Genomic DNA, 22,160 nt, shown 5'->3' on the forward strand with positions numbered 1-22,160 from the left:
CTTCACTCCTGCAAGGGGTGAAACTTCAAAATCAAAATTACAAAATTCTTCGCCGATCACCGCCGGCGGAGCTGCCAGCATCCGGTTGTCAATACCGCTCGAGGTCGATATCAATCGCCAGGGAGCGGATTTCCTTGACTAGCACGTTGAAGGATTCCGGCATGCCGGCATCGATCTTGTGCTCGCCCTTGACGATGTTTTCGTAAACCTTGGTGCGTCCAGACACATCGTCGGACTTGACCGTGAGCATTTCCTGCAGCGTGTAGGAGGCGCCGTAGGCCTCTAGCGCCCACACCTCCATCTCGCCGAAGCGTTGGCCGCCGAACTGCGCCTTGCCGCCAAGCGGCTGCTGGGTCACCAAGCTGTATGGGCCGGTGGAACGCGCGTGCATCTTGTCGTCCACCAGATGATGCAGCTTGAGCACATGCATATATCCCACTGTCACGGGGCGCTCGAACTGCTCGCCCGTACGGCCGTCGAAAAGCGTAACCTGGCCCGAAGTCGGCATTCCCGCCAGTTCAAGCATGCTCTTGATTTCCTCCTCATGAGCACCGTCGAATACCGGCGTGGCAAATGGTACGCCATGCTTGAGGTTGTTTGATAGCTCGAGAACCTCTTGGTCGGACAGCGAATCGATATCCTCGCCCTTGCCGCTCGAGTTGTAGATCTTGGTCAGGTATTTGCGCAGGTCGGCTACGGCAGTCTGCTTCTTCAGCATCTCGCCGATCTTAAGGCCAAGGCCCTTGGCGGCCCATCCCAGGTGGGTCTCCAGAATCTGTCCGATGTTCATCCGTGACGGCACACCCAGGGGGTTCAGCACGATGTCGACCGTCGTACCGTCGGCCATGTGGGGCATGTCCTCGATCGGCACGATACGCGAAACGACGCCCTTGTTGCCGTGACGTCCTGCCATCTTGTCGCCGGGCTGCAGACGGCGCTTGACGGCCAGGTAAACCTTGACCATCTTCTGCACTCCAGGGGGCAGTTCATCGCCTTGAGTCAGCTTTTTCTTCTTGGCCTCAAAGGCCTGATCGAAGTCCTTGCGCGTCTGCTCGATGCTTTCGCGCAGGTTCTCCAACTGCTGGGCCGTCTCATCACTAGCCAAGCCGATGTCGAACCAATGATGCGGATCAATCGACTCCAGGTAGGCCTTGGTCAGTTTGGTTCCCTTGGCCAGCTTCTTCGGACCCTTGTTGGCGACCTTTCCTGCAAGCAGGCGTTCGATACGGGCAAAGGTGTCGCGCTCAACGATGCGCATCTGATCCGCCAAATCCGTCTTGTAACGGCGCAACTCATCATCGATGATCTGCTGGGCACGCTTATCGCGCTCGATGCCCTCGCGGGTGAATACCTGGACATCAATCACCGTTCCGGACATGCCTGACGGCACACGCAAACCGGTATCCTTCACGTCGGAGGCTTTCTCGCCGAAAATGGCGCGCAGCAGTTTTTCCTCCGGGGTCAATTGGGTTTCACCCTTCGGCGTCACCTTGCCCACCAGCACGTCGCCAGCCTCCACCTCGGCGCCGATGTAGACGATGCCAGACTCGTCGAGGCGCGAAAGTTGCGCCTCGCCCAGCGAAGCGATGTCGCGGGTAATTTCCTCGGCGCCAAGCTTGGTGTCGCGCGCAACCACCGTCAGCTCCTCGATGTGAATCGAGGTAAACCGGTCGTCGGCCACCACGCGCTCGGATATCAGAATCGAGTCCTCGAAGTTGTAGCCATTCCATGGCATGAAGGCCACCAGCATGTTCTGGCCGAGCGCCAGTTCCCCCATGTCTGTCGAGGCGCCGTCGGCAATGACGTCGCCCTTGGCGATGATGTCGTTTACCTTCACAAGCGGACGCTGGTTGATGTTGGTGTTCTGGTTGGAACGGGTGTACTTGATCAGGTTATAGATATCGACACCGACCTCACCCGGCACGGTTTCGTCGTCATGCACGCGCACGACAATACGGTTGGCGTCGATGTAATCCACCACCCCACCGCGCAGCGCCTGCACGGCGGTACCTGAGTCGACAGCCACGGTGCGTTCGATGCCGGTACCGACCAGCGCCTTCTCGGCGCGCAGACAAGGCACCGCCTGACGCTGCATGTTGGCACCCATCAGCGCCCGGTTCGCATCGTCGTGCTCGAGGAAGGGGATCAGCGAAGCGGCTACCGAAACGATCTGCCCCGGCGCAATGTCCATGTACTGAACCTGGTCCGGCGTAACCAGGGTGAACTCGCTCTTGTGACGGGACGAAACCAGTTCGTCGACCAGCTTCCCTTTCTTGTCCAGTTGAGCATTGGCCTGGGCGATCACGAAATGACCTTCCTCGATCGCCGACAGATAGTCGATCTGGTCGGTGACGCGGCCGTCCACCACCTTGCGGTACGGCGTCTCCATGAAGCCGAACTGGTTGGTGCGGGCGTACAGCGCCAGCGAGTTGATCAGGCCGATGTTCGGACCTTCCGGCGTCTCGATCGGGCAAACACGGCCATAGTGCGTCGGATGAACGTCGCGCACCTCGAAGCCGGCACGCTCCCTGGTCAGACCGCCCGGACCGAGGGCGGAGACACGGCGCTTGTGCGTGATCTCCGACAGCGGGTTGGTCTGGTCCATGAATTGCGAGAGCTGGCTCGACCCGAAGAACTCCTTGATTGCCGCCGAGATGGGCTTGGCGTTGATCAGGTCGTGCGGCATCAGATTCTCGGACTCTGCCTGAGACAGGCGCTCCTTCACGGCGCGCTCGACGCGCACCAAGCCGGCACGGAACTGGTTCTCGGCCAGTTCGCCCACCGAGCGCACACGGCGGTTGCCAAGGTGATCGATGTCATCGATCTCGCCACGGCCGTTGCGCAGTTCGACAAGAATGCGGATGACGTCGATGATGTCCTGATTGGACAGGGTGCCGGCACCATCCAGTTCCTCACGGCCAACACGGCGGTTGAATTTCATGCGGCCGACGGCAGAAAGGTCGTAACGCTCCTCCGAGTAGAACAGGCCGTGGAACAGGGTCTCAACGGCATCCTCGGTTGGCGGCTCGCCCGGACGCATCATGCGATAGATGGCCACGCGGGCGGCCATCTGGTCGACAGTCTCGTCCGTGCGGAGCGTCGAGGAAATGTAGGCGCCACGGTCGAGATCGTTGGTGTACAGCGTGTGCAATTCCGCCACGCCGGATTCGCGCAGCTTGCCGAGCAGGCTCTCGGTGATTTCCTCGTTGGCATTGGCGAGAATTTCGCCCGTTTCGGCATCGATGACATTGCGACCGATTACACGACCGACGAGGAACTCCTCCGGTACGTTGATTTTCTTGATGCCGGCGTCCGCCAGTTCGCGGATATGCTTGGCGGTGATGCGCTTGTCCTTTGCGACGATGACCTTGCCGGCCTTGTCGGTGATGTCGAAGCGAGCAACCTCGCCGCGCAAGCGCTCAGGCACCACTTCGAACTGGATGCCCTTCTTGGACAGATGGAAGCAGTCAAACTCGAAGAAGGTTGCAAGGATCTGCTCGGGGGTCAGGCCGATGGCCTTGAGCAGGATCGTCACCGGCATCTTGCGGCGGCGGTCGACACGGAAGTAGAGGTAATCCTTCGGATCGAATTCGAAGTCCAGCCACGAACCGCGGTAAGGAATGATACGCGCCGAGAACAGCAGCTTGCCGGAGGAATGCGTTTTACCGCGATCATGCTCGAAGAACACGCCCGGCGAACGGTGCAATTGGGAAACGATGACGCGCTCGGTGCCGTTGATGACGAAGGAGCCGGTGGTGGTCATGAGCGGAATTTCGCCCATATACACTTCCTGTTCCTTCACTTCCTTGATGGTTTCCTTCGCTGCTTCGCGGTCCATGATGACCAGTCGCACACGGGCGCGCAGCGGGCTGGCGAAGGTCAGACCGCGCTGCTGGCATTCCTTGACATCGAAGGCCGGCTCGCCGAGAGCGTAATAAACGAACTCCAGTCGCGCATTGCCGCTGTGGCTGGAGATCGGAAAGATCGATGTGAAGGCAGCCTGCAGGCCCTGGTTGCGGCGTTGTGCCGGCGGAATATCCGTCTGCAAAAAGGCCAGGTAGGACTCCAGCTGTGTCGCCAGCAGGAAAGGCACGTCCAGTACGCTTGCGCGTTTGGCGAAGCTCTTGCGGATGCGCTTTTTCTCGGTATAGGAGTACGTCATATCGGCTCCGGGGGTGAGAAATCAATTTTCAGTTGTCAGTTGCTGCGGCACTACAAACGGCCGTTTCCGGGCAACTGGCAACTGGAAACTGGCAACTTCTGTAAAGGCAAAGGGCTGGCGGCCCAAAACCGCCAGCCCATCCTGCCAATACAGCCTTACTTGATCTCGGCTTTCGCGCCGGCGTCTTCCAACTGCTTCTTGATCGCCTCGGCGTCGGCCTTGGGGATCGCCTCCTTGACGGGTTTCGGCGCGCCGTCGACGAGGTCCTTGGCTTCCTTCAGGCCGAGGCCGGTCACCGCACGGACGACCTTGATCACCTCGACCTTCTTGTCGCCGGCGGCGGCAAGAACGACGGTGAACTCGGTCTTCTCTTCGGCGGCCGGCGCGGCAGCACCGCCACCGGCGCCGGGGGCGGCAACCGCCATCGCGGCGGCGGAAACGCCGAACTTCTCTTCGAACGCCTTGACCAGGTCGTTCAGGTCCATCACCGTCATGTTGCCGACGGCTTCGAGGATGTCTTCTTTGCTGATTGCCATGTTCAATTACTCCAGATTCGAAATTGGTAAGGGATCGTTCAGGCGGCAGCCGCTTCGCGCTGCTTGGCCAGCGCGCCGAGCGCGATGGCAAAGCCGGAAACCGGTGCCTGCATCACACCGAGCAACCTGGCGAGCAGCTCTTCTCGGCTCGGAATCGAGGCCAGCGCCTGCACGCCCGCCTTGTCCAATGCCTTGCCGGCATAGGCGCCGGCCTTGAGCACCAGCTTCTCGTTGCCTTTGGCGAAGTCGTTCAGCACTTTCGCCGCAGCAACCGGATCGTTCGAAATGCCGTAGATCAGCGGTCCGGTCAGTTGGTCGGCGAGGACCGCAAAAGCAGTGTCGGCGACCGCACGACGGGCCAAAGTGTTCCTCAGCACACGCAGATAGACGCCAGACTGGCGGGCCTTCGCACGCAGCGCGGTGAGATCGCCCACTTCGATGCCGCGGTACTCGGCCACGACGATGGTCTGGGCGTTGGCTACCTGTGCCGACACCTCCGCCACGATGGCTTTTTTGCTTTCAAGATTGAGGCCCATGAGGTCCTTTCTCCTTTCAAGTCAACACGCGGCGGAAATCGCTCCGCCGCACCCACGGCGACCTGGATCAGGAGTGCTGTCCGCAGCGGTCAGGCAGCGGACGAATCCTGTCTGGGTGCACCGTCTGCGCAGGCCGCTTTCACGCTTAAGCCTCCGGGGCATGCAACCCCCTGGGGCACCTGCGGTCTTTGACGATCCGCCGGTTCGGCTTACGCTTCACCGGCGTCCCAAAGTCCTTTCCCCGCATAGAGCGAGGACTTGATTCCTTACTGCTGCGCCGACAGGCTGGCCTGATCGACGCGCACGCCCCCTCCCATGGTGCTGGAGACGGAGATCTTCTTTAGATACTGGCCCTTGCTGGTGGCCGGCTTGGCCTTGTTCAGGGCATCGATCAGCGCGACCATGTTCTGCTGCAGCTGCTCGACCGAAAACGAAGCGCGGCCGATGGTGCACTGGATGATGCCGGCCTTGTCGGTACGGTACTGCACCTGGCCCGCTTTGGCATTCTTGACGGCGCCGGCAACATCCATGGTGACGGTGCCGACCTTCGGGTTCGGCATGAGGCCGCGCGGGCCGAGGATTTGGCCGAGGGCACCGACCACTTTCATGGCATCCGGCGTGGCGACGACCACGTCAAAGTCCATCTTGCCTTCCTTGACCTGGGCAGCGAGATCGTCGAAACCGACGATGTCGGCACCGGCATCCTTGGCGGCCTGGGCCTTGTCACCTTGGGCGAAGACGGCGACACGCACCTTCTTGCCGGTACCGGCCGGCAGCACGACGGAGCCGCGCACCAGCTGGTCGGACTTCTTGGCATCGACTCCGAGGTTCACGGCGACATCGACGGACTCGTCGAACTTGGCGGTGGCGCAATCCTTGACGAGGGCAAGCGCCTCGGAAACTGGATACGCCTTGTTGCGGTCGATTCTGGCGCGCAGCGCCGTGGTGCGCTTGGAGAGTTTGGCCATGTTACATGCCCTCCACGGTGACGCCCATGCTGCGGGCGCTGCCAGCGACGGTTCGCATGGCAGCCTCGAGGTCGGCAGCAGTGAGGTCCTTCATCTTGGCCTTGGCGATTTCCTCGACCTGGGCACGGGTCAGCTTGCCCACCTTGTCGGTGTGCGGCTTGGCAGAGCCCTTGTCGATCTTGGCGGCCTTCTTGATGAGCACGGACGCCGGCGGCGTCTTCATCACGAAAGTAAAGCTCTTGTCCGCGTAGGCGGTGATCACCACGGGGATCGGCAGGCCCGGCTCGACACCCTGCGTCTGGGCATTGAACGCCTTGCAGAATTCCATGATGTTGAGGCCGCGCTGACCCAGCGCGGGACCGATCGGGGGCGAGGGGTTCGCCTTGCCTGCCGGCACTTGCAGCTTGATAAAGCCGACGATCTTCTTGGCCATAATGGCTCCTGTTAAGTGAGTGGTAACGCGCGTTCAGTCGCCCTACTTGCGCTCCTCTTTCCGGCTTGTCGGGTCCGGTCCCGCACTGCGTTAAGCCTTCTCGACCTGCGAGAACTCCAGCTCCACGGGCGTCGAACGGCCAAAAATGGTGACTGCCACGCGCAACTTGCTCTTCTCGTAGTTGATGTCTTCCACCGTGCCGTTGAAGTCGGTGAATGGGCCTTCCTTGACCCGAACCATCTCGCCGATCTCATACAGCACCTTGGGCTTCGGCTTCTCGACGCCTTCCTGCATCTGCTGCATGATCTTGGCGACCTCCTTTTCGGAGATCGGCGTCGGCTTGGTCGCCGTGCCACCGACGAATCCGGTCACCTTGGCGGTGTTTTTCACCAGATGCCAGGTGTCGTCATCCATCTCCATCTCCACCAGAACGTAACCGGGGAAAAACTTTCTTTCGGAGATGCTCTTTTGGCCGGACTTCATCTCGACCACTTCCTCGACCGGCACCAGAATCTGGCCGAACTTTTCTTCCATGCCGGCGCGCCTGATGCGCTCGGCCAGCGTGCGCTGCACGGACTTCTCGAAGCCCGAGTAGGCATGCACAACGTACCAGCGCTTGGTCATGATTTCTTCCATCCCAGGATCAGGTCGTAAAAAACCCATTCCAGGCTCTTGTCGGTCAGCCACAGAAAGATCGCCATGACGACAACGAAGGCGAACACGACGCCCGTGGTCTGCACGGTTTCCTTGCGGGATGGCCAGGCCACCTTCTTGGTCTCCGTCCAGGCTTCCTGGCTGAAGACGAAAAAGCGCTGCCCCGGTTCGGTAAACCAGGCCACTGCCGCACCCGCCGCCACGCCCGCCAGAACGGACAGAATGCGCAGGATCAGCGCCGCCTCGCCCAGCAGGTAGAATCCCGCCACGCCTGCGGCCACCAGCAACAGCGACAGCGCGAACTTGATTTTGTCGGCCATTAATCTCGCCTTAAGTTCTGTTGGCAGGGGCAGAGGGTCTCGAACCCCCAACCTTCGGTTTTGGAGACCGACGCTCTGCCAATTGAGCTATGCCCCTGCGGCAGAGACTGCGAGGCGCCGGGTTGTGGCGCCTCTCGTTCACGCACTGATTACTCGATCACCTTAGCCACGACGCCGGCGCCGACGGTGCGACCACCTTCGCGGATGGCAAAGCGCAGGCCCTCTTCCATGGCGATCGGCGCAATCAACTTCACCGTAATGGTGATGTTGTCGCCCGGCATCACCATCTCGGTGCCCGCCGGCAGCTCGATCGAGCCGGTAACATCGGTGGTGCGGAAGTAGAACTGCGGACGATAGCCGTTGAAGAACGGGGTGTGACGACCACCCTCGTCCTTGCCCAGCACATAGATCTCGGCCGTAAAGTGGGTGTGCGGCGTGATCGAGCCCGGCTTGGCCAGCACCTGGCCGCGCTCGACTTCCTCGCGCTTGGTGCCGCGCAGCAGCACGCCGACGTTGTCGCCCGCCTGACCCTGGTCCAGCAGCTTCCTGAACATCTCGACGCCGGTGCAGGTGGTCTTCACGGTCGGCCGCAGGCCGACAATCTCGATTTCCTCGCCAACCTTGACAATGCCGCGCTCAACCCGACCCGTCACCACGGTGCCGCGGCCGGAGATCGAGAAGACGTCTTCGATCGGCATCAGGAAGGGGCCGTCGATGGCGCGCTTGGGCTCGGGGATATAGGAGTCGAGTGCCTCGGCCAGCTTGAGAATGGAGCCTTCGCCCAGATCACCCTTGTCGCCTTCGAGTGCCTTCAGCGCCGAACCCTTGACGATGGGAATGTCGTCGCCGGGGAAGTCGTACTTGCTGAGCAGCTCGCGCACTTCCATCTCCACCAGCTCGAGCAGCTCGGCATCGTCCACCATGTCGCACTTGTTCATGTAGACGATGATGTAGGGCACACCAACCTGGCGGGCCAGCAGAATGTGCTCGCGCGTCTGCGGCATCGGGCCGTCAGCCGCCGACACCACCAGAATCGCACCGTCCATCTGCGCCGCACCCGTGATCATGTTCTTCACATAGTCGGCATGGCCCGGACAATCGACGTGGGCGTAATGCCGGTTCGTCGTCTCGTACTCAACATGCGCCGTGTTGATGGTAATGCCGCGCGCCTTCTCCTCCGGCGCCGCATCAATCTGGTCGTAGGCCTTCGCCTCACCACCAAACTTGGTCGACAACACCGTCGTGATCGCCGCCGTCAGCGTCGTCTTGCCATGGTCAACGTGTCCAATCGTCCCCACGTTCACATGCGGCTTCGTACGTTCGAATTTGCCTTTGGCCATGTCGTTACCCGTATATAAAAGTCAAATCAAAATGCTGCATTACACTGGTGCCCATGGCGTGGATTGAACACGCGACCTCTCCCTTACCAAGGGAGTGCTCTGCCACTGAGCTACATGGGCAGTTAACTGCTACTGGAGCGGCGAACGGGAATCGAACCCGTGTCATCAGCTTGGAAGGCTGAGGTTCTACCATTGAACTACCGCCGCCCGCCGTCACCCTTGGAGCCCGCACTGCCTAGGAGGTCTCCGAATTTGCTGGTGGAGGGGGAAGGATTCGAACCTTCGAAGGCAGAGCCGACAGATTTACAGTCTGTTCCCTTTGACCGCTCGGGAACCCCTCCAGCGAAACAGCGGATTTTGCTTGTTTTCACCAGAAAAGTCAAACAGCTGTAGCTCGCAGGCAAGAAAATCGCTTAAAGGGCCATAAACCAGTCGAAATGCGCTGCTTATACGTTCTTATTCTTCTACAGCGTAGAATCGTTCATCCCCTTCTGAATCGAGAGAAAATGGCTGCTCCGCTCCCCTCTTCCGCCCTCGACAGCCTGTTCCTTCAGGCCCGCACCCACAATGCCTGGCAGGACAAGCCGGTCGACGACACCCTGTTGAAGCAGGTCTGGGACATCTCCCGCATGGGGCCAACCTCGGCTAACTGCAGCCCGATGCGGGTTGTGTTCGTTAAATCCCCTGAAGCCAAAGCCAGGTTGCAACCGGCGCTAATGGAAGGCAACCGGGCGAAGACAATGGCAGCCCCAGTGACGGCCATCTTCGGCAACGACAGCCGGTTCTACGATCTGCTGCCCAAGCTGTTTCCGCATACCGACGCCCGCGCCTGGTTCGTCGGTCCCGGCAAGGAAACCATCGCCACCACCACCGCGTTCCGCAACGGCACGCTGCAGGCCGCCTACTTCATGCTCGCCGCCCGGGCGCTCGGGCTCGACTGCGGCCCCATGTCCGGCTTTGACAACGCAATCGTCGACCGCGAGTTCTTCCCGGACGGCCGGACCAAGTCGAACTTCATCTGCAGTCTAGGCTATGGCGATCCCACCGCCCTATTCCCGCGCAGCCCGAGGCTGGAATTCCATGAAGCATGCAGCATTGCGTAAGAGTGAGGACTCATTCATGAATCACCCTTACCCACCCCATCCTCCTCTTCCGGCGGCCCTGGCCGAGGCCTTGTCGCAACGGTTCGACCAGCGGTTCTCGATCAGCCAGGCTGTGCGCGACCAGCATGGGCGTGACGAATCCGTGCATCCGACGGCGGCGCCGGACGCGGTGGTCTTTGCAGAATCCACCGAGGAGGTCGCAGACGCAGTCCGCCTGTGCCGCGAACACCGGGTACCAATCATCCCCTTCGGGGCCGGCAGTTCGGTGGAAGGCCACTTCCTCGCCATCCGAGGCGGCGTCAGCATCGACCTGACGCGTATGAACCGGGTCGTCGCCATCCATGCCGAGGACCTCGACGCCTCCGTCCAGCCCGGCGTCACCCGCAAGCAGTTGAACGCCGAGTTGCACGACACCGGCCTGTTCTTTCCCATCGACCCCGGCGCAGACGCTTCCTTGGGCGGCATGGCCGCCACGCGCGCCTCCGGCACCAATGCCGTGCGCTACGGCACCATGCGCGAGAACGTGCTCGGCATGACGGTGGTGCTGGCCGACGGCCGCATCATCCGTACCGGCGGACGGGCGAAGAAATCCTCCGCCGGCTACGACCTGACGCGCCTGTTCATCGGCTCGGAGGGTACGCTAGGCATCATCACCGAACTGACCGTGAAGCTGTACCCCGTGCCGGAGGCGATTTCCAGTGCGGTCTGCGCTTTCCCGAGCGTCGATGCCGCCGTCGACACGGTGATCCAGACGATCCAGCTCGGCGTGCCGGTGGCGCGCATCGAGTTGCTCGACGCCCTCACCATCTCCGCCGTGAACCGCTACAGCAAGACCGACTTGAAGGAAGCGCCGATGCTGTTCTTCGAGTTCCACGGTTCCCCCACCGGCGTCGAGGAGCAGGCAACCCTGGTGCAGGAACTCGCCGCCAGCCATGGTGGCATGAATTTCGAATGGGCCACCCGCCCGGAGGATCGCACCCGACTCTGGCAAGCCCGCCACGACGCCTACTTCGCCTGCCTGCAGCTGAAGCCCGGCTCGCGCGCCTTCCCCACCGACGTCTGCGTGCCGATCTCGCGCCTGGCCGAATGCATCCGCGCCACCAACGAGGACATCGCCCGCAGTTCGATCCCCATCCCCCTCTTCGGCCATGTCGGCGACGGCAACTTCCATCTAGTCGTGCTCATCGATCCGGCCGACCCGCAGGAGGTGGCGGAGGCCGAGAAAATCAACCATGCGGTCGTCAAGCGTGCGCTGGCCATGGAAGGCACCTGCACGGGCGAGCACGGCGTCGGCATCGGCAAGCAGAAATTCCTCGTGGCGGAACACGGCGAGGGTGCGGTCGACGTCATGCGCGCACTGAAGCATGCCCTCGATCCGGAAAACCTGCTCAACCCGGGCAAGATCCTCCCCTAGCAGAGCATCACTGCGTGTAGAATTTCGCCGCGGCGGAGTCCACAAGATCTCCGACCGGTCGGAGCCACACAAACGGCCCCACGTCAAAAACACGATTTTTGCGGAGGAGACATCCCATGGCGGAGACCGCCACCCCGGTTCGTTCAGAGCCGACAAGCGACACCACGCTCGACACCAAGTACACCCTGGAATCCGGCCGCGTATATCTCACCGGCACCCAGGCGCTCGCCCGCCTGCCGATGATGCAACGCGAACGCGATCGCGCCGCAGGCCTGAACACTGCCGGCTTCATCTCCGGCTATCGCGGCTCGCCGCTGGGCGGCCTCGACCAGACGCTGTGGCGCGCGAGGAAGCACCTCGACGCCCACCACATCCGGTTCCGGCCGGGCGTCAATGAAGACCTCGCCGCGACGGCCATCTGGGGCACGCAGCAGGTCAACCTCTTCCCCGGCGCGAAATACGACGGGGTATTCTCGATGTGGTACGGCAAGGGGCCGGGCGTCGACCGCTGCGGCGACGTCTTCCGCCATGCCAACGCCGCCGGCACGTCGCAGTTCGGCGGCGTGCTGGCAGTGGCCGGCGACGACCACGCCGCGCGCTCGTCCACCGTGGCGCACCAGACCGAGCACATCTTCAAGGCGGTCATGATGCCGGTGCTGGCGCCCTCCGGCGTGCAGGACTACCTCGACCTCGGTCTGCACGGCTGGGCGATGTCGCGCTACTCGGGCTGCTGGGTGGCGTTCAAGGCGGTGGCCGACACCATCGAGTCCTCCGCCTCGGTGTACGTCGACCCGCACCGGGTCGGCATCGCGCTGCCGGACTACCCGCTGCCGCCGGGCGGCCTCAACATCCGCTGGCCCGACGACCGCCTGGTGCAGGAAGAGCGCCTGCTGCACCACAAGCTCTACGCCGCGCTGGCCTACGCCCGTACGAACAAACTGAACCAGATCGTTATCGACAGCCCGAACCCGCGCCTGGGGATCATCACCTGCGGCAAGTCCTACCTCGACGTGCGCCAGGCCTTCGACGACCTCGGCATCGACGACCGGCTCGCCGCCGAGATCGGCATCCGCCTCTACAAGGTCGGCATGGTGTGGCCGCTCGAGTCCGAGGGCGTGCGACATTTCGCCGAGGGGCTGGAGGAGATCCTTGTCGTTGAGGAGAAGCGCCAATTGCTCGAGTACCAGCTCAAGGAGGAGCTCTACAACTGGCGCGAGGACGTGCGCCCGCGCGTCATCGGCAAGTTCGACGAAAAGGGCGAGTGGGCGCAGCCCCACGCCGAATGGCTGCTGCCGGCCTGCGGCGAACTGACGCCGGCGATGATCGCCCGCGTCATCGCCGCGCGCATCGGTCGCTACGTCACCTCGGAGCGCATCCAGGCGCGCCTGGCCTTCCTCGAAGCCAAGGAACAGGCGCTGGCGAAGACCGCCGTCGCCACGCAGCGCATCCCGCATTTCTGCTCGGGCTGCCCGCACAACACCTCGACGCGCGTGCCCGAGGGCAGTCGCGCGCTGGCCGGCATCGGCTGCCACTTCATGGCGACCTGGATGAACCGCTCCACCGCCACCTTCTCGCACATGGGCGGCGAGGGCGCCGCCTGGGTCGGCCAGGCGCCGTTCACCGAGACGCGCCATGTCTTCGCCAACCTCGGCGACGGCACCTATTTCCATTCCGGCCTGCTGGCGATCCGCCAGGCAGTGGCGGCTGGGCATCCGATCACCTACAAGATCCTCTACAACGACGCCGTCGCCATGACCGGCGGCCAGCCGGTGGACGGCAGCCTCAGCGTGCCGCAGATGGCGCACCAGCTCGCGGCCGAGGGCGTGAAACGCATCGTCGTCGTCACCGACGGCACCGAGCGCGCCTACACGGCGGCCGACCTGCCGCAGGGCGTGCCGATGCGCCACCGCGACGAGCTCGACCTCGTCCAGCGCGAGCTGAGGGAGTTTCCCGGAATCTCGGCGCTGATCTACGACCAGACCTGCGCAGCGGAGAAACGCCGCCGCAGGAAGCGCGGCAAGTTCCCCGACCCGGCGCGGCGCGTCTTCATCAACGAGGCGGTGTGCGAGGGCTGCGGCGACTGTTCCGAGCAATCCAACTGCCTGTCGGTGGTGCCGGTGGACACCGAATTCGGCCGCAAGCGCGCCATCGACCAGTCCGCCTGCAACAAGGACTACACCTGCCTGAAGGGCTTCTGCCCCAGCTTCGTCACCGTAGAGGGCGGCCGCCTGAAGAAGGGCAAGGCCATTGCGGTCGACGAGAGCGGCTTTGCCGCCCTGCCCGAGCCGCGCATCGCCGAAACGAAAGAGCCGTGGGGCATCCTCATCACCGGCGTCGGCGGCACCGGCGTCATCACCCTCGGCGCCATGATCGGCATGGCGGCGCACCTCGACGGCAAGGGCGTCACCGCGCTCGACATGACGGGGCTGGCGCAGAAGTTCGGCGCCGTCTTCTCGCACGTGCGCATCGCCGAACGGCCGGAGGACATCCACGCCGTGCGCGTGGCGGCGGGCGAGGCCAACGCCGTGATCGGCGGAGACATCGTCGTCTCGGCCAACCCCGAGGCGCTTGCGAAGATGAAGGCCGGCTTCACACGCACCGTCGTCAACTGCGCGGCGACGCCGACCGCCGAGTTCATCCGCAATCCCGACTGGCAGTTCCCGCTCGAGAAGATGCAACAAACCATCGTGGAAGCAGCCGGTGAGGGGCGCGCCGACTTCATCGACGCCAACGGCTTGGCCACCGCGCTGATGGGCGACGCCATCTTCGGCAACTTGTTCCTGCTCGGTCATGCCTGGCAGCAAGGCCTGGTGCCGGTCTCCCTCGCCTCCGTTCACAAGGCCATCGAGCTCAACGGCGTGGCAGTGGAAGCCAACCTCAAGGCCTTCCTCTGGGGCCGGCGCGCCGCCCATGACCGTGCCGCCGTAGAGCGTTTTGCCCGCCCGGCCGCGGTGGTCGAACTGCCGAGGGAGCAGAAGCTGGACGATCTCGTCGCCCGGCGCACCGCCTACCTCACCGACTACCAGGACGCTGGCTACGCCGGGCGCTACCGGGCGCTGGTCGACAAGGTGCGCGCAGCGGAAACGCCACTCGTCTCGACACGGCTCACCGAAGCGGTGGCGAAAAACTACTTCAAGCTGCTGGCGGTGAAGGACGAGTACGAAGTGGCGCGGCTGCATGCTGATCCGGCCTTTCACGCCAAAATCGCCGCCACCTTCGAGGGCGACTACACGCTCCACTTCCACCTGGCGCCGCCGTTGCTGGCTAAGGCGGATCCCGTCACGGGCCGGCCGCTGAAGCGCGCCTACGGGCCGTGGATGCTCGGAGTGTTCCGCTGGCTGGCGAAGCTGAAGTTCCTGCGCGGCGGCGCGCTCGACGTCTTCAGTAAGACGGTGGAACGCCGCCTGGAGCGGGAACTGATCGCCGAGTACGAACGGGACATCGCCACAGCGCTGGCCAGACTCGATGCATCAAACCTCGACGCCGCCGTCGCGCTGGCCGCCCTGCCCGAGCAGATCCGCGGCTTCGGCCACGTCAAGCTGCGCTCGGTGGAGGCCGCGCGGAATCAGCGCGAGGCGCTGCTGGCCTGGCTGAATGGAGCGGCGGCAACCACCGCCAAAGCAGCCTGAGGAACAGGCTTGGCGACACTCAAGGCGCTAGCTGCACAACTGCTGGCCTGGCTGCTGGTCGCCGCGGGCTGCATCGCCCTCGGCCGGCCGCTCGCACCGTCGCTGTCTCTGGCCGCCCTCCAGGGCGCCCTCGCCGTGAGCATCGGTGTCCTGATGAAGTCGGAACGCTGGTGGATCGCCATCCATCTGGTCTTTTCGCCGGCGCTCGTCGCCGCGCTGCGGCTGGATCTGCCACCGGCGTTCCCGCTCGCCGTGCTGGCGGGACTGACTTTTGTTTTCTGGACGACGTTTCGCGGCGAAGTGCCGCTGTTCCTCTCCAGCCGCGCCACTGCCGACGCCCTGCTCGCCCTGTTGCCGCAGCACGCCGGCCTGCAGGTCGTCGACCTCGGCGCCGGTACAGGCGGACTGCTGCGGCGGCTGGCACAGGCGCGCCCGGATGCCCGCTTCACCGGCATCGAGCATGCGCCCCTGCCCTATCTTGCTGCCCGGCTGAACGCGCGCGGAATGGGAAACCTCGTCATCGAACGCAGCGACCTGTGGCGCCGCCCGCTCGCCGGTCAGGACGTTGTCTTCGCCTTTCTGTCGCCCCGGGTAATGCCGCGCCTGTGGGAGAAGGCCCGAGCCGAAATGCGCCCAGGCACCCTGCTGGTCAGCAGCTGCTTTCCGGTCCCGGATACGCCCCCTGAGCAAGTGGTCGAGGTGGCTGACCGGCGCGGCACAAGGCTGTACTGCTACAGGATGTAACTTCCCTTCCGGAGAAAAGCTGGCAATTTTCCGCGCAATTCGCCATATTGGAATTCCATCCTCCGGGGAATAATTCGCGGCAAGGAGGCAATATGGCCGAAATCGTCTGCATCATCGGCAACAAGGGTGGCACCGGCAAGACCACGCTTTCGCACATGCTGTGCCAGGGCATGGGACTGCTCGGGCAGCGATCCGTCTGTGTGCTGACCGACACTCACCGCGAGCCGCTCAGCCCGGACGGGCGGCGCTACCTGGTCGCCGACGCGCGCACGCGCGAGGCGCTGGGCAAGGTGGTAGACAAGATCCGCACCCTGCAGGGCTGGCTCGGCGTCATCGACGGCGGCGGCAACCGCAGCGAGATGGACCGCAAGCTCTACGGCCTGGCCAATCTGGTGCTGCTGCCCTTCCGCGATTCGCACGAGGACATCCGCACCGTCATCCAGGACCTGGAAACCTTCCCGCGCGCCTGGGCGATTCCTTCGCAGTGGCCGACCAACCCATGGCAGCAGGAGGCGGCGGAAAAGACCATGCGCGAGCAGCTCGGCAAGTACGCCGACCGCCTCCTGCAGCCGATCAACACCCTCTCGGCGAGCAAGCTGCTGCTGCAAAAGAACATCCCCGACAAGCTGCCGACGCCGCTCGGCAACGCCTGCCGCGCGCTGGCCTACACGGTGCTGGACATGCTGGAGGTCGCCTGCGAAGCGCCCGAGGAGGAAAACGAAGACGAGGCGGCCGGGGAGAACATGAACGAGTCAGCGGCGCCCTCCGCCGCCGAGGCTTTCGACAGCGCCAGCCCGACACGGCACTGAAGCGGATTACAGCCTGCCGCGCTGGCGCTGGAGCTGGGCGATGGCTTCCGCGCGGCTGACGACGCCCATCTTGCGGAAAATCTTCGAGATGTGAACCTTCACCGTGCCCTCGGTCAGGCCGAGCAAGTCTCCGATCTCGCGATTCGACTTGCCTTCCCTCAGAAGCTCCATCACACGGCGCTGGCCTTCGGTCAGTCCGTAGCGGTCGGCCGGCGTGCGGCCGCGCCCGAGCCCGCTGCTGAGGGAGACCGACAGTTTGTCGTGCAGATGGGCAGGTAGATATATCTCGCCGGCCAGCACCCGCTTCAGCGCGTCCAGCAGCGTCTCGCCGTCGCCGGATTTGGTTACGTAGCCAGAGGCGCCCAGTCGCATGGCGCGGTTGACGGTATCGAGATCATCGAGTGCTGAGAGGATCACTACCGGAATGGCAGGAAAACGCTTGCGCAGGATGCCCAGAAGCGACAAACCGTTGGTGCCGGGCAGCATGAGGTCGAGCAGGACGAGATCGAACTCCTCCTCCGTTTCCAGCAGAAGCAGGGCGCTCTCGGCGTCCTGCGCCTCGTACTGGACGACATTCGGACCGAGCTTGCGCAGGATCTGCAGCAGGCCCTCGCGGACCATGGCGTGATCGTCGATCACCAGCAGTCTTAGCAGCACCCTTCCCCCCTCAAGGCGACGCGTTGTTCAAGGCGCCGCGCTGTTTATTGGTTTTATGCTGGGCCAAATGATACGGGAACGCTGCCCTTGCGCCAACTGATCCGAAAAGGGGCACATTGACGGCCGCCCGCGTTATGCTGACCACAAAAAAAGGGGGGGTGGAAGGTGAAGGTTGGAATTATTTCGGTATTTACGGATTACCACCGCTGCGGCCGTCACCACCGCGGAATACTGCAACCCCAGATCGGCCCGCTGATTGCCGCCCTGCTGCCGGAAGATGCCGATATCCACGTTGTTAACGATACCTGGGAGGATCCGGACTGGCTTCGTGATTACGACCTGCTCTTTCTGTCCTGTCTTCATTCGGATTTCGACCGCGCCCGCCAAATATCGCATTTCTGGCGCCGGCGCGGCGCCAAGACCGTCCTGGGCGGGATCGTCGCCAGCACCTACCCCGATCAGTGCGCCCGTTACTTCGATGCGGTCGTGGTGGGCGACCCGGAATCGACGGTGCCCGCCCTCTACTCCGATTTCCGCCTGAACCGGCTGCAACCGCTCTATGTCGCCGGACCCTACGATCCGGCATCAACGCCGGCGCCGCGCTACGACCTCGTTCTGGCCAGGCAGGTATTGCCCATCGGGATCGAAGCAACCCGGGGCTGCCCGTTCACCTGCGACTTCTGCACGCTGACCGGCGTCGGCACGCGCCATCTCGTCCGCCCGGCGCACTCCGTCATCCGCGACATCCGCGCCGGGCGCAGGGCCCTGGGCCGTCTCGCCGCATGGCACAAGCGCAATGTCGTGATCTTCTACGACAACAACCTGGGTGGCAATTTCACCCACCTGCGCAGCCTGTGCGACGCCCTGGCACCGCTCGGCATCTACTGGGGCGCGTGCGCGACCTTCAACGTGCTGCGCGACGACAATCTGCTCGGGCGCCTCTCCCAGGCCGGCTGCCGCGCCCTCTTCGTCGGTCTCGAGAGCTTCAATCCGGCCGCCATCCGGGACATGGGCAAGCATCAGAACCTGCTGCGCGAGGTTCGCCAGTCGGTCGACCGCTGCCACGAACACGGCATGCTGCTGTTTGCCGGCCTGATGCTCAGTCCGCGCGTGGACGACCTCGCCTACATCGCCAGCATAGGGCGGCGGCTGCGGGAGTCCGGCCTCCATGTTCCGGCCTACGTATCCTTCGAGACGCCCTTCCCGGGCACGCCGCACTTCCATCGCCTCGCCCGGGAAGCGGAACCGGCATTCATGCCCAACGCGCTGCTGCGGGACTTCAACGGTTACACGCTGGTCACACGGCCGCTGCACTGCACACCCGAAGCCCTCGTCGGCGCCTATCGCGAATTGACACGTACGATCTTTTCCCCGGGAGCCCGGCTGCGCAAGCTGCTGCATGATGCGGCGCAATTCCTCCCCCGCGGCCGGCTGATGCCCCTGCTCTACGACCTCGTCGAACTGGCATCGGAAAGCCCGCATATCGCGCCCGGCCGCAGCCTCCTGGCGGGTACGGATTTACCGCATCCGGAATACGGCCGGATTCCATTCCAGGGCGACGACTTCTCTTCCGAGGCGGAGCGGGAGGATATATTGAGTCCGATGCGGGTGACCGACGCGCTTGGCCGTGTTCTGCCGCAGTGGCATGCTTCGCGGCAGGCCCCCGTCAAGCCGCGCAGAACCGCAGCCGTTGCGCCGGCGTGATGTCCGGCATGCATAATGACGTTCGCGTTCAACCTGAAGAAAAGGCCGCCTCATGAGCCAAGCCGCCCCCGGTAGCAAGCTGTCCGAACAGGAAGGCGAACTCAATGCCCGCGTCAGATCGGAGCAGGCGCACATGCTCTACAGTCAGCTGATGGTTTCCGTCACGGGAACCATGGCCGGCGCCGGCTTGTTCGTCGCCACGCTGGCCGGCGTCGTCAGCCCCTTGTTGCTTTGGTCATGGTTCGCTCTGGTGTGCGCCAACCAAGGCTGGCGTCTCTTCCTGGGCCTGCGCTTCAGGCGCATCGGCCTGGGCGGAACGAGTGTCGAGCGTGCGCTCCGGATCTGGGCGATCGGATCGGGCGTTTCCGGCGTGTTGTGGGGGGGCGGATACCTGCTGATGTCCCCCGCCGATTCGCCGCTGCACCTGGCCGTCATGACCATCCTGATTTTCGGCGTCGCCGCAGGCGCAACCCCCCTGATCGCCTCGCACATTCCCTCGTTCTACGTGTTCATCTTCCCGGCCCTGCTGCCCATCATCGCGCGCAATGCGCTGGTGGTCGACAAGCTCCACATCATCCTGGCCTTCGTCTGCCTGGCCGTAACGCTCGGCATCCTTTCCTTCGGCCGCAAGTACAACCAACTCCTCACCGAATCGCTGCGCAGCCGTTTCCAGAACGAAACCATGGCCCGGCAGCTGGCCATCCAGAACACGGAGCTGGAGGAGGCACGCAACACCGCCGAACTGGCGAGCCGGGCCAAGACCCAGTTCTTCGCCGCCGCCAGCCACGACCTGCGCCAGCCCCTGCATGCGATGGGGCTCTTCGCCGCCGCCCTGGCCGACAAGGCACTCGACGGCGAGGTGCGCAACATGGTCGCCAGCATCAACGCCTCTGTGGACGCACTGGAGGCGCTGTTCAACGAACTGCTCGACATCTCCAAGATCGATGCCGGCGCCATCCGCCCAAAAACCGAGACCCTCGCTCTCAATTCCCTGCTGCAACGGCTGCGCATCGATTTCAAGGCAGAGGCGGAAGCGAAGGGGCTCGATTTTCGCGTTCGCCGGAGCGGGGCTACGGTGTGCAGCGATGCGCTGCTGCTCGAGCGGGTGCTGCGCAACCTGATCGACAACGCCATTCGCTATACACGAAGCGGCGGCATCCTGGTCGGAGTGCGGCGGCACGGCGCCAACTGGCGCATCGAGATCTGGGACACCGGCATCGGCATCGCGCCGGAGCAGGCCGACAAGGTGTTCGACGAGTTCTACCAGGTCGGCAATCCGGAGCGCGACCGCCGCAAGGGCCTCGGCCTCGGCCTGTCCATCGTCCGTCGTCTTGCCGAGCTGCTGGGACACACCCTCGCCTTGCGTTCGCGGCAGGGCCGCGGCACCGTCTTCACACTCGAGTTGCCGGCGGCGTGCGCGCCGGCACCCGAAGCCCACCCGGCAGAGGCGGCTCTGACACCGGTCGGATTCGACGGACGCCTGATCCTGGTGATCGACGATGACGAGTCTGTGCGGAAAGGCATGCGCACCCTGCTCGGAGGCTGGGGGGCGGAAGTGATTGCCTGCGCCGGCATGGCTGATACGCTCGCCGGAATAGCCGGGCTCGGGCGCGCGCCCGATATCATCATCGCCGACCACCAGTTGCAGGAAGGCATGGTCGGCGCCGATGCCATCCTCGCAGTGCGAGGGTACTTCGGAAAGCCGGTCCCGGCCATCATCATCACCGGCAGCACGTCGCAGTTGCTCACCGGTGCAGCCCAGGCACTCGGCTGCCAGTTGCTGCTCAAGCCGGTCATGCCGGCCAAGTTGCGCAGCCTGCTCAATGCCACGCTTCAGGCGTAAGATTCGCCAATCGCACACGGAGAGGCAGCCCATGTCCGCAGAAAACCCTAACGCCGACCCGCTCGAATTCCTCAAGGGAATGTGGAGCAGCATGGGGTTCGCCGTGCCCGGCATGGTGACGCCGACGCTGGATGTGAACGAACTCGACAAGCGCATCGCCGACCTGAAGACCGTAGAGGGCTGGCTGCGCATGAACCTCAACATGCTGCAGATGAGCATCCAAGGACTGGAAATGCAGCGCGCCACGCTCGCCGCCATGCAGGCGATCAGCCAGTCGGCGAGCTCGCCCGAGGCGAACGCCAACCCCTTCGCCAATCCCTCTCTGTGGCCGTGGAACATGATGCAGCCGGGCGCCGCATCGGCCCCGGAGACCGCTCCGGAAGAAGGCAAGAAGAAACCTTAGTTCAGGCTGCGCCCAGCGCGACGAGCCAGACCGGCATCGTCAGCATGGCGCCGAGGGTCGTGGCGGAGATCAGCCAGGCCACGCCGGCGCCGTCCCCGCCCATGCGCATCGCCAGGATGTAGGCCGAGCTGGCCGTCGGCAGCGCGCCGAACATCACCACCACGTCGAAATACACGCCCTTCAGGCCCAGGGCGCGCGCCGCCATCCAGGCAATGGCCGGCACGGCCAGCAGCTTCACGCCAAGCAGGAAGGCCGAGGGCAGATGATTGCCTGATTCGCCGCGCAGCTTGAGCGCCGCACCCACCGCCAGCAGGCCGAGCGCGATCGACGCCTCGGACAGGCGCCCCAGGAATTGCCCCGCCACTTCCGGCAGCGTTGCGCCGCTCAGGTTGAACAGCAGGCCGGCGAAGGTGGCGAGGATCAGCGGATTGCGCACGATCTCGCGCATCACCCCGAGTTGGCCATGCCGCGCCAGCATCCACACCGAGGCGAGATTGGCCATCGGCACCATGGCGCCGATGAGGATGCCCATCGCCGCGATGCCGGCCTCGCCGTGCAGCTTGGCCGCCACCGCCAGGCCGATGTAGGAGTTGAAGCGGTATGCGCATTGGAACTGCGAGGCGAACACCATCGGGCGCGGGCCGAACAACGGCCGCGCCAGCAGGCCCAGCAGCATGCCCCCGCACATCGCCGCCATGCCGCTGGCGACGAAGGGCGCGGCGGCGGCAAAGTCGATGCGCGTGCGAGCAATGGCATGGAACAGCAGGGCCGGGAACAGCACGAAGTAGATCAGCTTCTCCAGGCCGGTCCAGAAATGGTCGCCCAGGTGCATCAGCCGGCGCAGGCCGAAGCCGAGCAGGATCAGGGCGAAGTCGGGCAGCAGGAGCAGGACGGAGGACATATAT

At 63.9% G+C, this 22,160-nt stretch carries 18 protein-coding genes and 4 tRNA genes; 8 read left to right on the plus strand and 14 right to left on the minus strand.

Annotated elements, in window-relative coordinates; all coding sequences use genetic code 11:
* Positions 1-88 precede the first annotated feature (88 nt).
* The 12 genes from rpoB to ROZ00_12010 form a co-directional block, all read right to left on the minus strand.
* The gene (gene rpoB, locus ROZ00_11955; GenBank protein ID MDT3736934.1) at positions 89-4,162 is read right to left on the minus strand and encodes a DNA-directed RNA polymerase subunit beta; all 4,074 of its coding nucleotides are present in this window, start codon (positions 4,160-4,162) and stop codon (positions 89-91) included.
* Positions 4,163-4,317: 155 nt separating this feature from the next.
* Entirely contained in the window at positions 4,318-4,698 is a 381-nt protein-coding gene (gene rplL / locus ROZ00_11960) for a 50S ribosomal protein L7/L12 (protein ID MDT3736935.1), read from the minus strand.
* Positions 4,699-4,736: 38 nt separating this feature from the next.
* Positions 4,737-5,234, minus strand: coding sequence for a 50S ribosomal protein L10 (gene rplJ, locus ROZ00_11965; GenBank protein ID MDT3736936.1), 498 nt, complete (start codon positions 5,232-5,234; stop codon positions 4,737-4,739).
* A gap of 266 nt (positions 5,235-5,500) precedes the next feature.
* The gene (gene rplA / locus ROZ00_11970; protein MDT3736937.1) at positions 5,501-6,202 is read right to left on the minus strand and encodes a 50S ribosomal protein L1; all 702 of its coding nucleotides are present in this window, start codon (positions 6,200-6,202) and stop codon (positions 5,501-5,503) included.
* A gap of 1 nt (position 6,203) precedes the next feature.
* Positions 6,204-6,635 (minus strand): 50S ribosomal protein L11, encoded by a 432-nt coding sequence (rplK, locus tag ROZ00_11975; protein MDT3736938.1) that lies wholly within the window; start codon positions 6,633-6,635, stop codon positions 6,204-6,206.
* A 90-nt stretch (positions 6,636-6,725) separates the two neighbouring features.
* On the minus strand, positions 6,726-7,259 hold the full coding sequence (gene nusG / locus ROZ00_11980; protein MDT3736939.1) for a transcription termination/antitermination protein NusG: 534 nt from the start codon (positions 7,257-7,259) through the stop codon (positions 6,726-6,728).
* Positions 7,256-7,609 carry a preprotein translocase subunit SecE gene (gene secE, locus ROZ00_11985; GenBank protein MDT3736940.1) on the minus strand — a complete coding sequence of 118 codons (354 nt, stop codon included), beginning with the start codon at positions 7,607-7,609 and terminating at the stop codon, positions 7,256-7,258. The genes nusG and secE overlap by 4 nt, the downstream gene beginning before the upstream one ends.
* A gap of 21 nt (positions 7,610-7,630) precedes the next feature.
* Positions 7,631-7,706: transfer RNA gene (locus ROZ00_11990), tRNA-Trp, on the minus strand.
* A 52-nt stretch (positions 7,707-7,758) separates the two neighbouring features.
* Complete coding sequence (gene tuf, locus ROZ00_11995) at positions 7,759-8,949, minus strand: elongation factor Tu (protein MDT3736941.1); 1,191 nt, start codon at positions 8,947-8,949, stop codon at positions 7,759-7,761.
* A 45-nt stretch (positions 8,950-8,994) separates the two neighbouring features.
* Positions 8,995-9,069, minus strand: a tRNA-Thr gene (locus ROZ00_12000).
* Between the two features lie 13 nt (positions 9,070-9,082).
* A tRNA-Gly gene (locus ROZ00_12005) sits at positions 9,083-9,156 on the minus strand.
* Between the two features lie 49 nt (positions 9,157-9,205).
* Positions 9,206-9,290: transfer RNA gene (locus ROZ00_12010), tRNA-Tyr, on the minus strand.
* Between the two features lie 165 nt (positions 9,291-9,455).
* Between ROZ00_12010 and ROZ00_12015 the strand changes: the two genes are divergently transcribed.
* The 5 genes from ROZ00_12015 (at position 9,456) to ROZ00_12035 (ending at position 16,648) form a co-directional block, all read left to right on the plus strand.
* A complete protein-coding gene (locus ROZ00_12015) occupies positions 9,456-10,052 on the plus strand; it encodes a malonic semialdehyde reductase (protein MDT3736942.1) in 597 nt (198 codons plus the stop codon).
* Between the two features lie 16 nt (positions 10,053-10,068).
* Complete coding sequence (locus ROZ00_12020) at positions 10,069-11,466, plus strand: FAD-linked oxidase C-terminal domain-containing protein (GenBank protein ID MDT3736943.1); 1,398 nt, start codon at positions 10,069-10,071, stop codon at positions 11,464-11,466.
* A gap of 116 nt (positions 11,467-11,582) precedes the next feature.
* Positions 11,583-15,095: an indolepyruvate ferredoxin oxidoreductase family protein gene (locus ROZ00_12025; protein ID MDT3736944.1), complete on the plus strand. Its 3,513-nt coding sequence runs from the start codon at positions 11,583-11,585 to the stop codon at positions 15,093-15,095.
* 9 nt (positions 15,096-15,104) lie between these two features.
* Positions 15,105-15,839, plus strand: a complete 735-nt coding sequence (locus ROZ00_12030; GenBank protein ID MDT3736945.1) for a class I SAM-dependent methyltransferase — start codon at positions 15,105-15,107, stop codon at positions 15,837-15,839.
* Positions 15,840-15,931: 92 nt separating this feature from the next.
* Positions 15,932-16,648 carry a hypothetical protein gene (locus ROZ00_12035; GenBank protein MDT3736946.1) on the plus strand — a complete coding sequence of 239 codons (717 nt, stop codon included), beginning with the start codon at positions 15,932-15,934 and terminating at the stop codon, positions 16,646-16,648.
* A 6-nt stretch (positions 16,649-16,654) separates the two neighbouring features.
* Here the strand turns inward: ROZ00_12035 and ROZ00_12040 are convergent, their stop codons facing one another.
* On the minus strand, positions 16,655-17,305 hold the full coding sequence (locus ROZ00_12040) for a response regulator transcription factor (protein ID MDT3736947.1): 651 nt from the start codon (positions 17,303-17,305) through the stop codon (positions 16,655-16,657).
* A gap of 165 nt (positions 17,306-17,470) precedes the next feature.
* On the opposite strand from ROZ00_12040, the gene ROZ00_12045 reads away from it, so the two are divergent.
* The 3 genes from ROZ00_12045 to ROZ00_12055 are packed head-to-tail and all read left to right on the plus strand — an operon-like array spanning position 17,471 to position 21,255.
* Positions 17,471-19,009 carry a radical SAM protein gene (locus ROZ00_12045; protein MDT3736948.1) on the plus strand — a complete coding sequence of 513 codons (1,539 nt, stop codon included), beginning with the start codon at positions 17,471-17,473 and terminating at the stop codon, positions 19,007-19,009.
* 52 nt (positions 19,010-19,061) lie between these two features.
* Complete coding sequence (locus tag ROZ00_12050) at positions 19,062-20,852, plus strand: ATP-binding protein (GenBank protein ID MDT3736949.1); 1,791 nt, start codon at positions 19,062-19,064, stop codon at positions 20,850-20,852.
* Positions 20,853-20,883: 31 nt separating this feature from the next.
* Positions 20,884-21,255, plus strand: coding sequence for a hypothetical protein (locus tag ROZ00_12055; protein MDT3736950.1), 372 nt, complete (start codon positions 20,884-20,886; stop codon positions 21,253-21,255).
* A gap of 1 nt (position 21,256) precedes the next feature.
* Here ROZ00_12055 and ROZ00_12060 read toward each other — a convergent pair whose 3' ends face one another.
* Positions 21,257-22,156 (minus strand): AEC family transporter, encoded by a 900-nt coding sequence (locus ROZ00_12060; GenBank protein ID MDT3736951.1) that lies wholly within the window; start codon positions 22,154-22,156, stop codon positions 21,257-21,259.
* Positions 22,157-22,160: the final 4 nt, after the last annotated feature.

The sequence above is a fragment of the Denitratisoma sp. genome (assembly GCA_032027165.1).
Lineage (GTDB): Bacteria > Pseudomonadota > Gammaproteobacteria > Burkholderiales > Rhodocyclaceae > Desulfobacillus.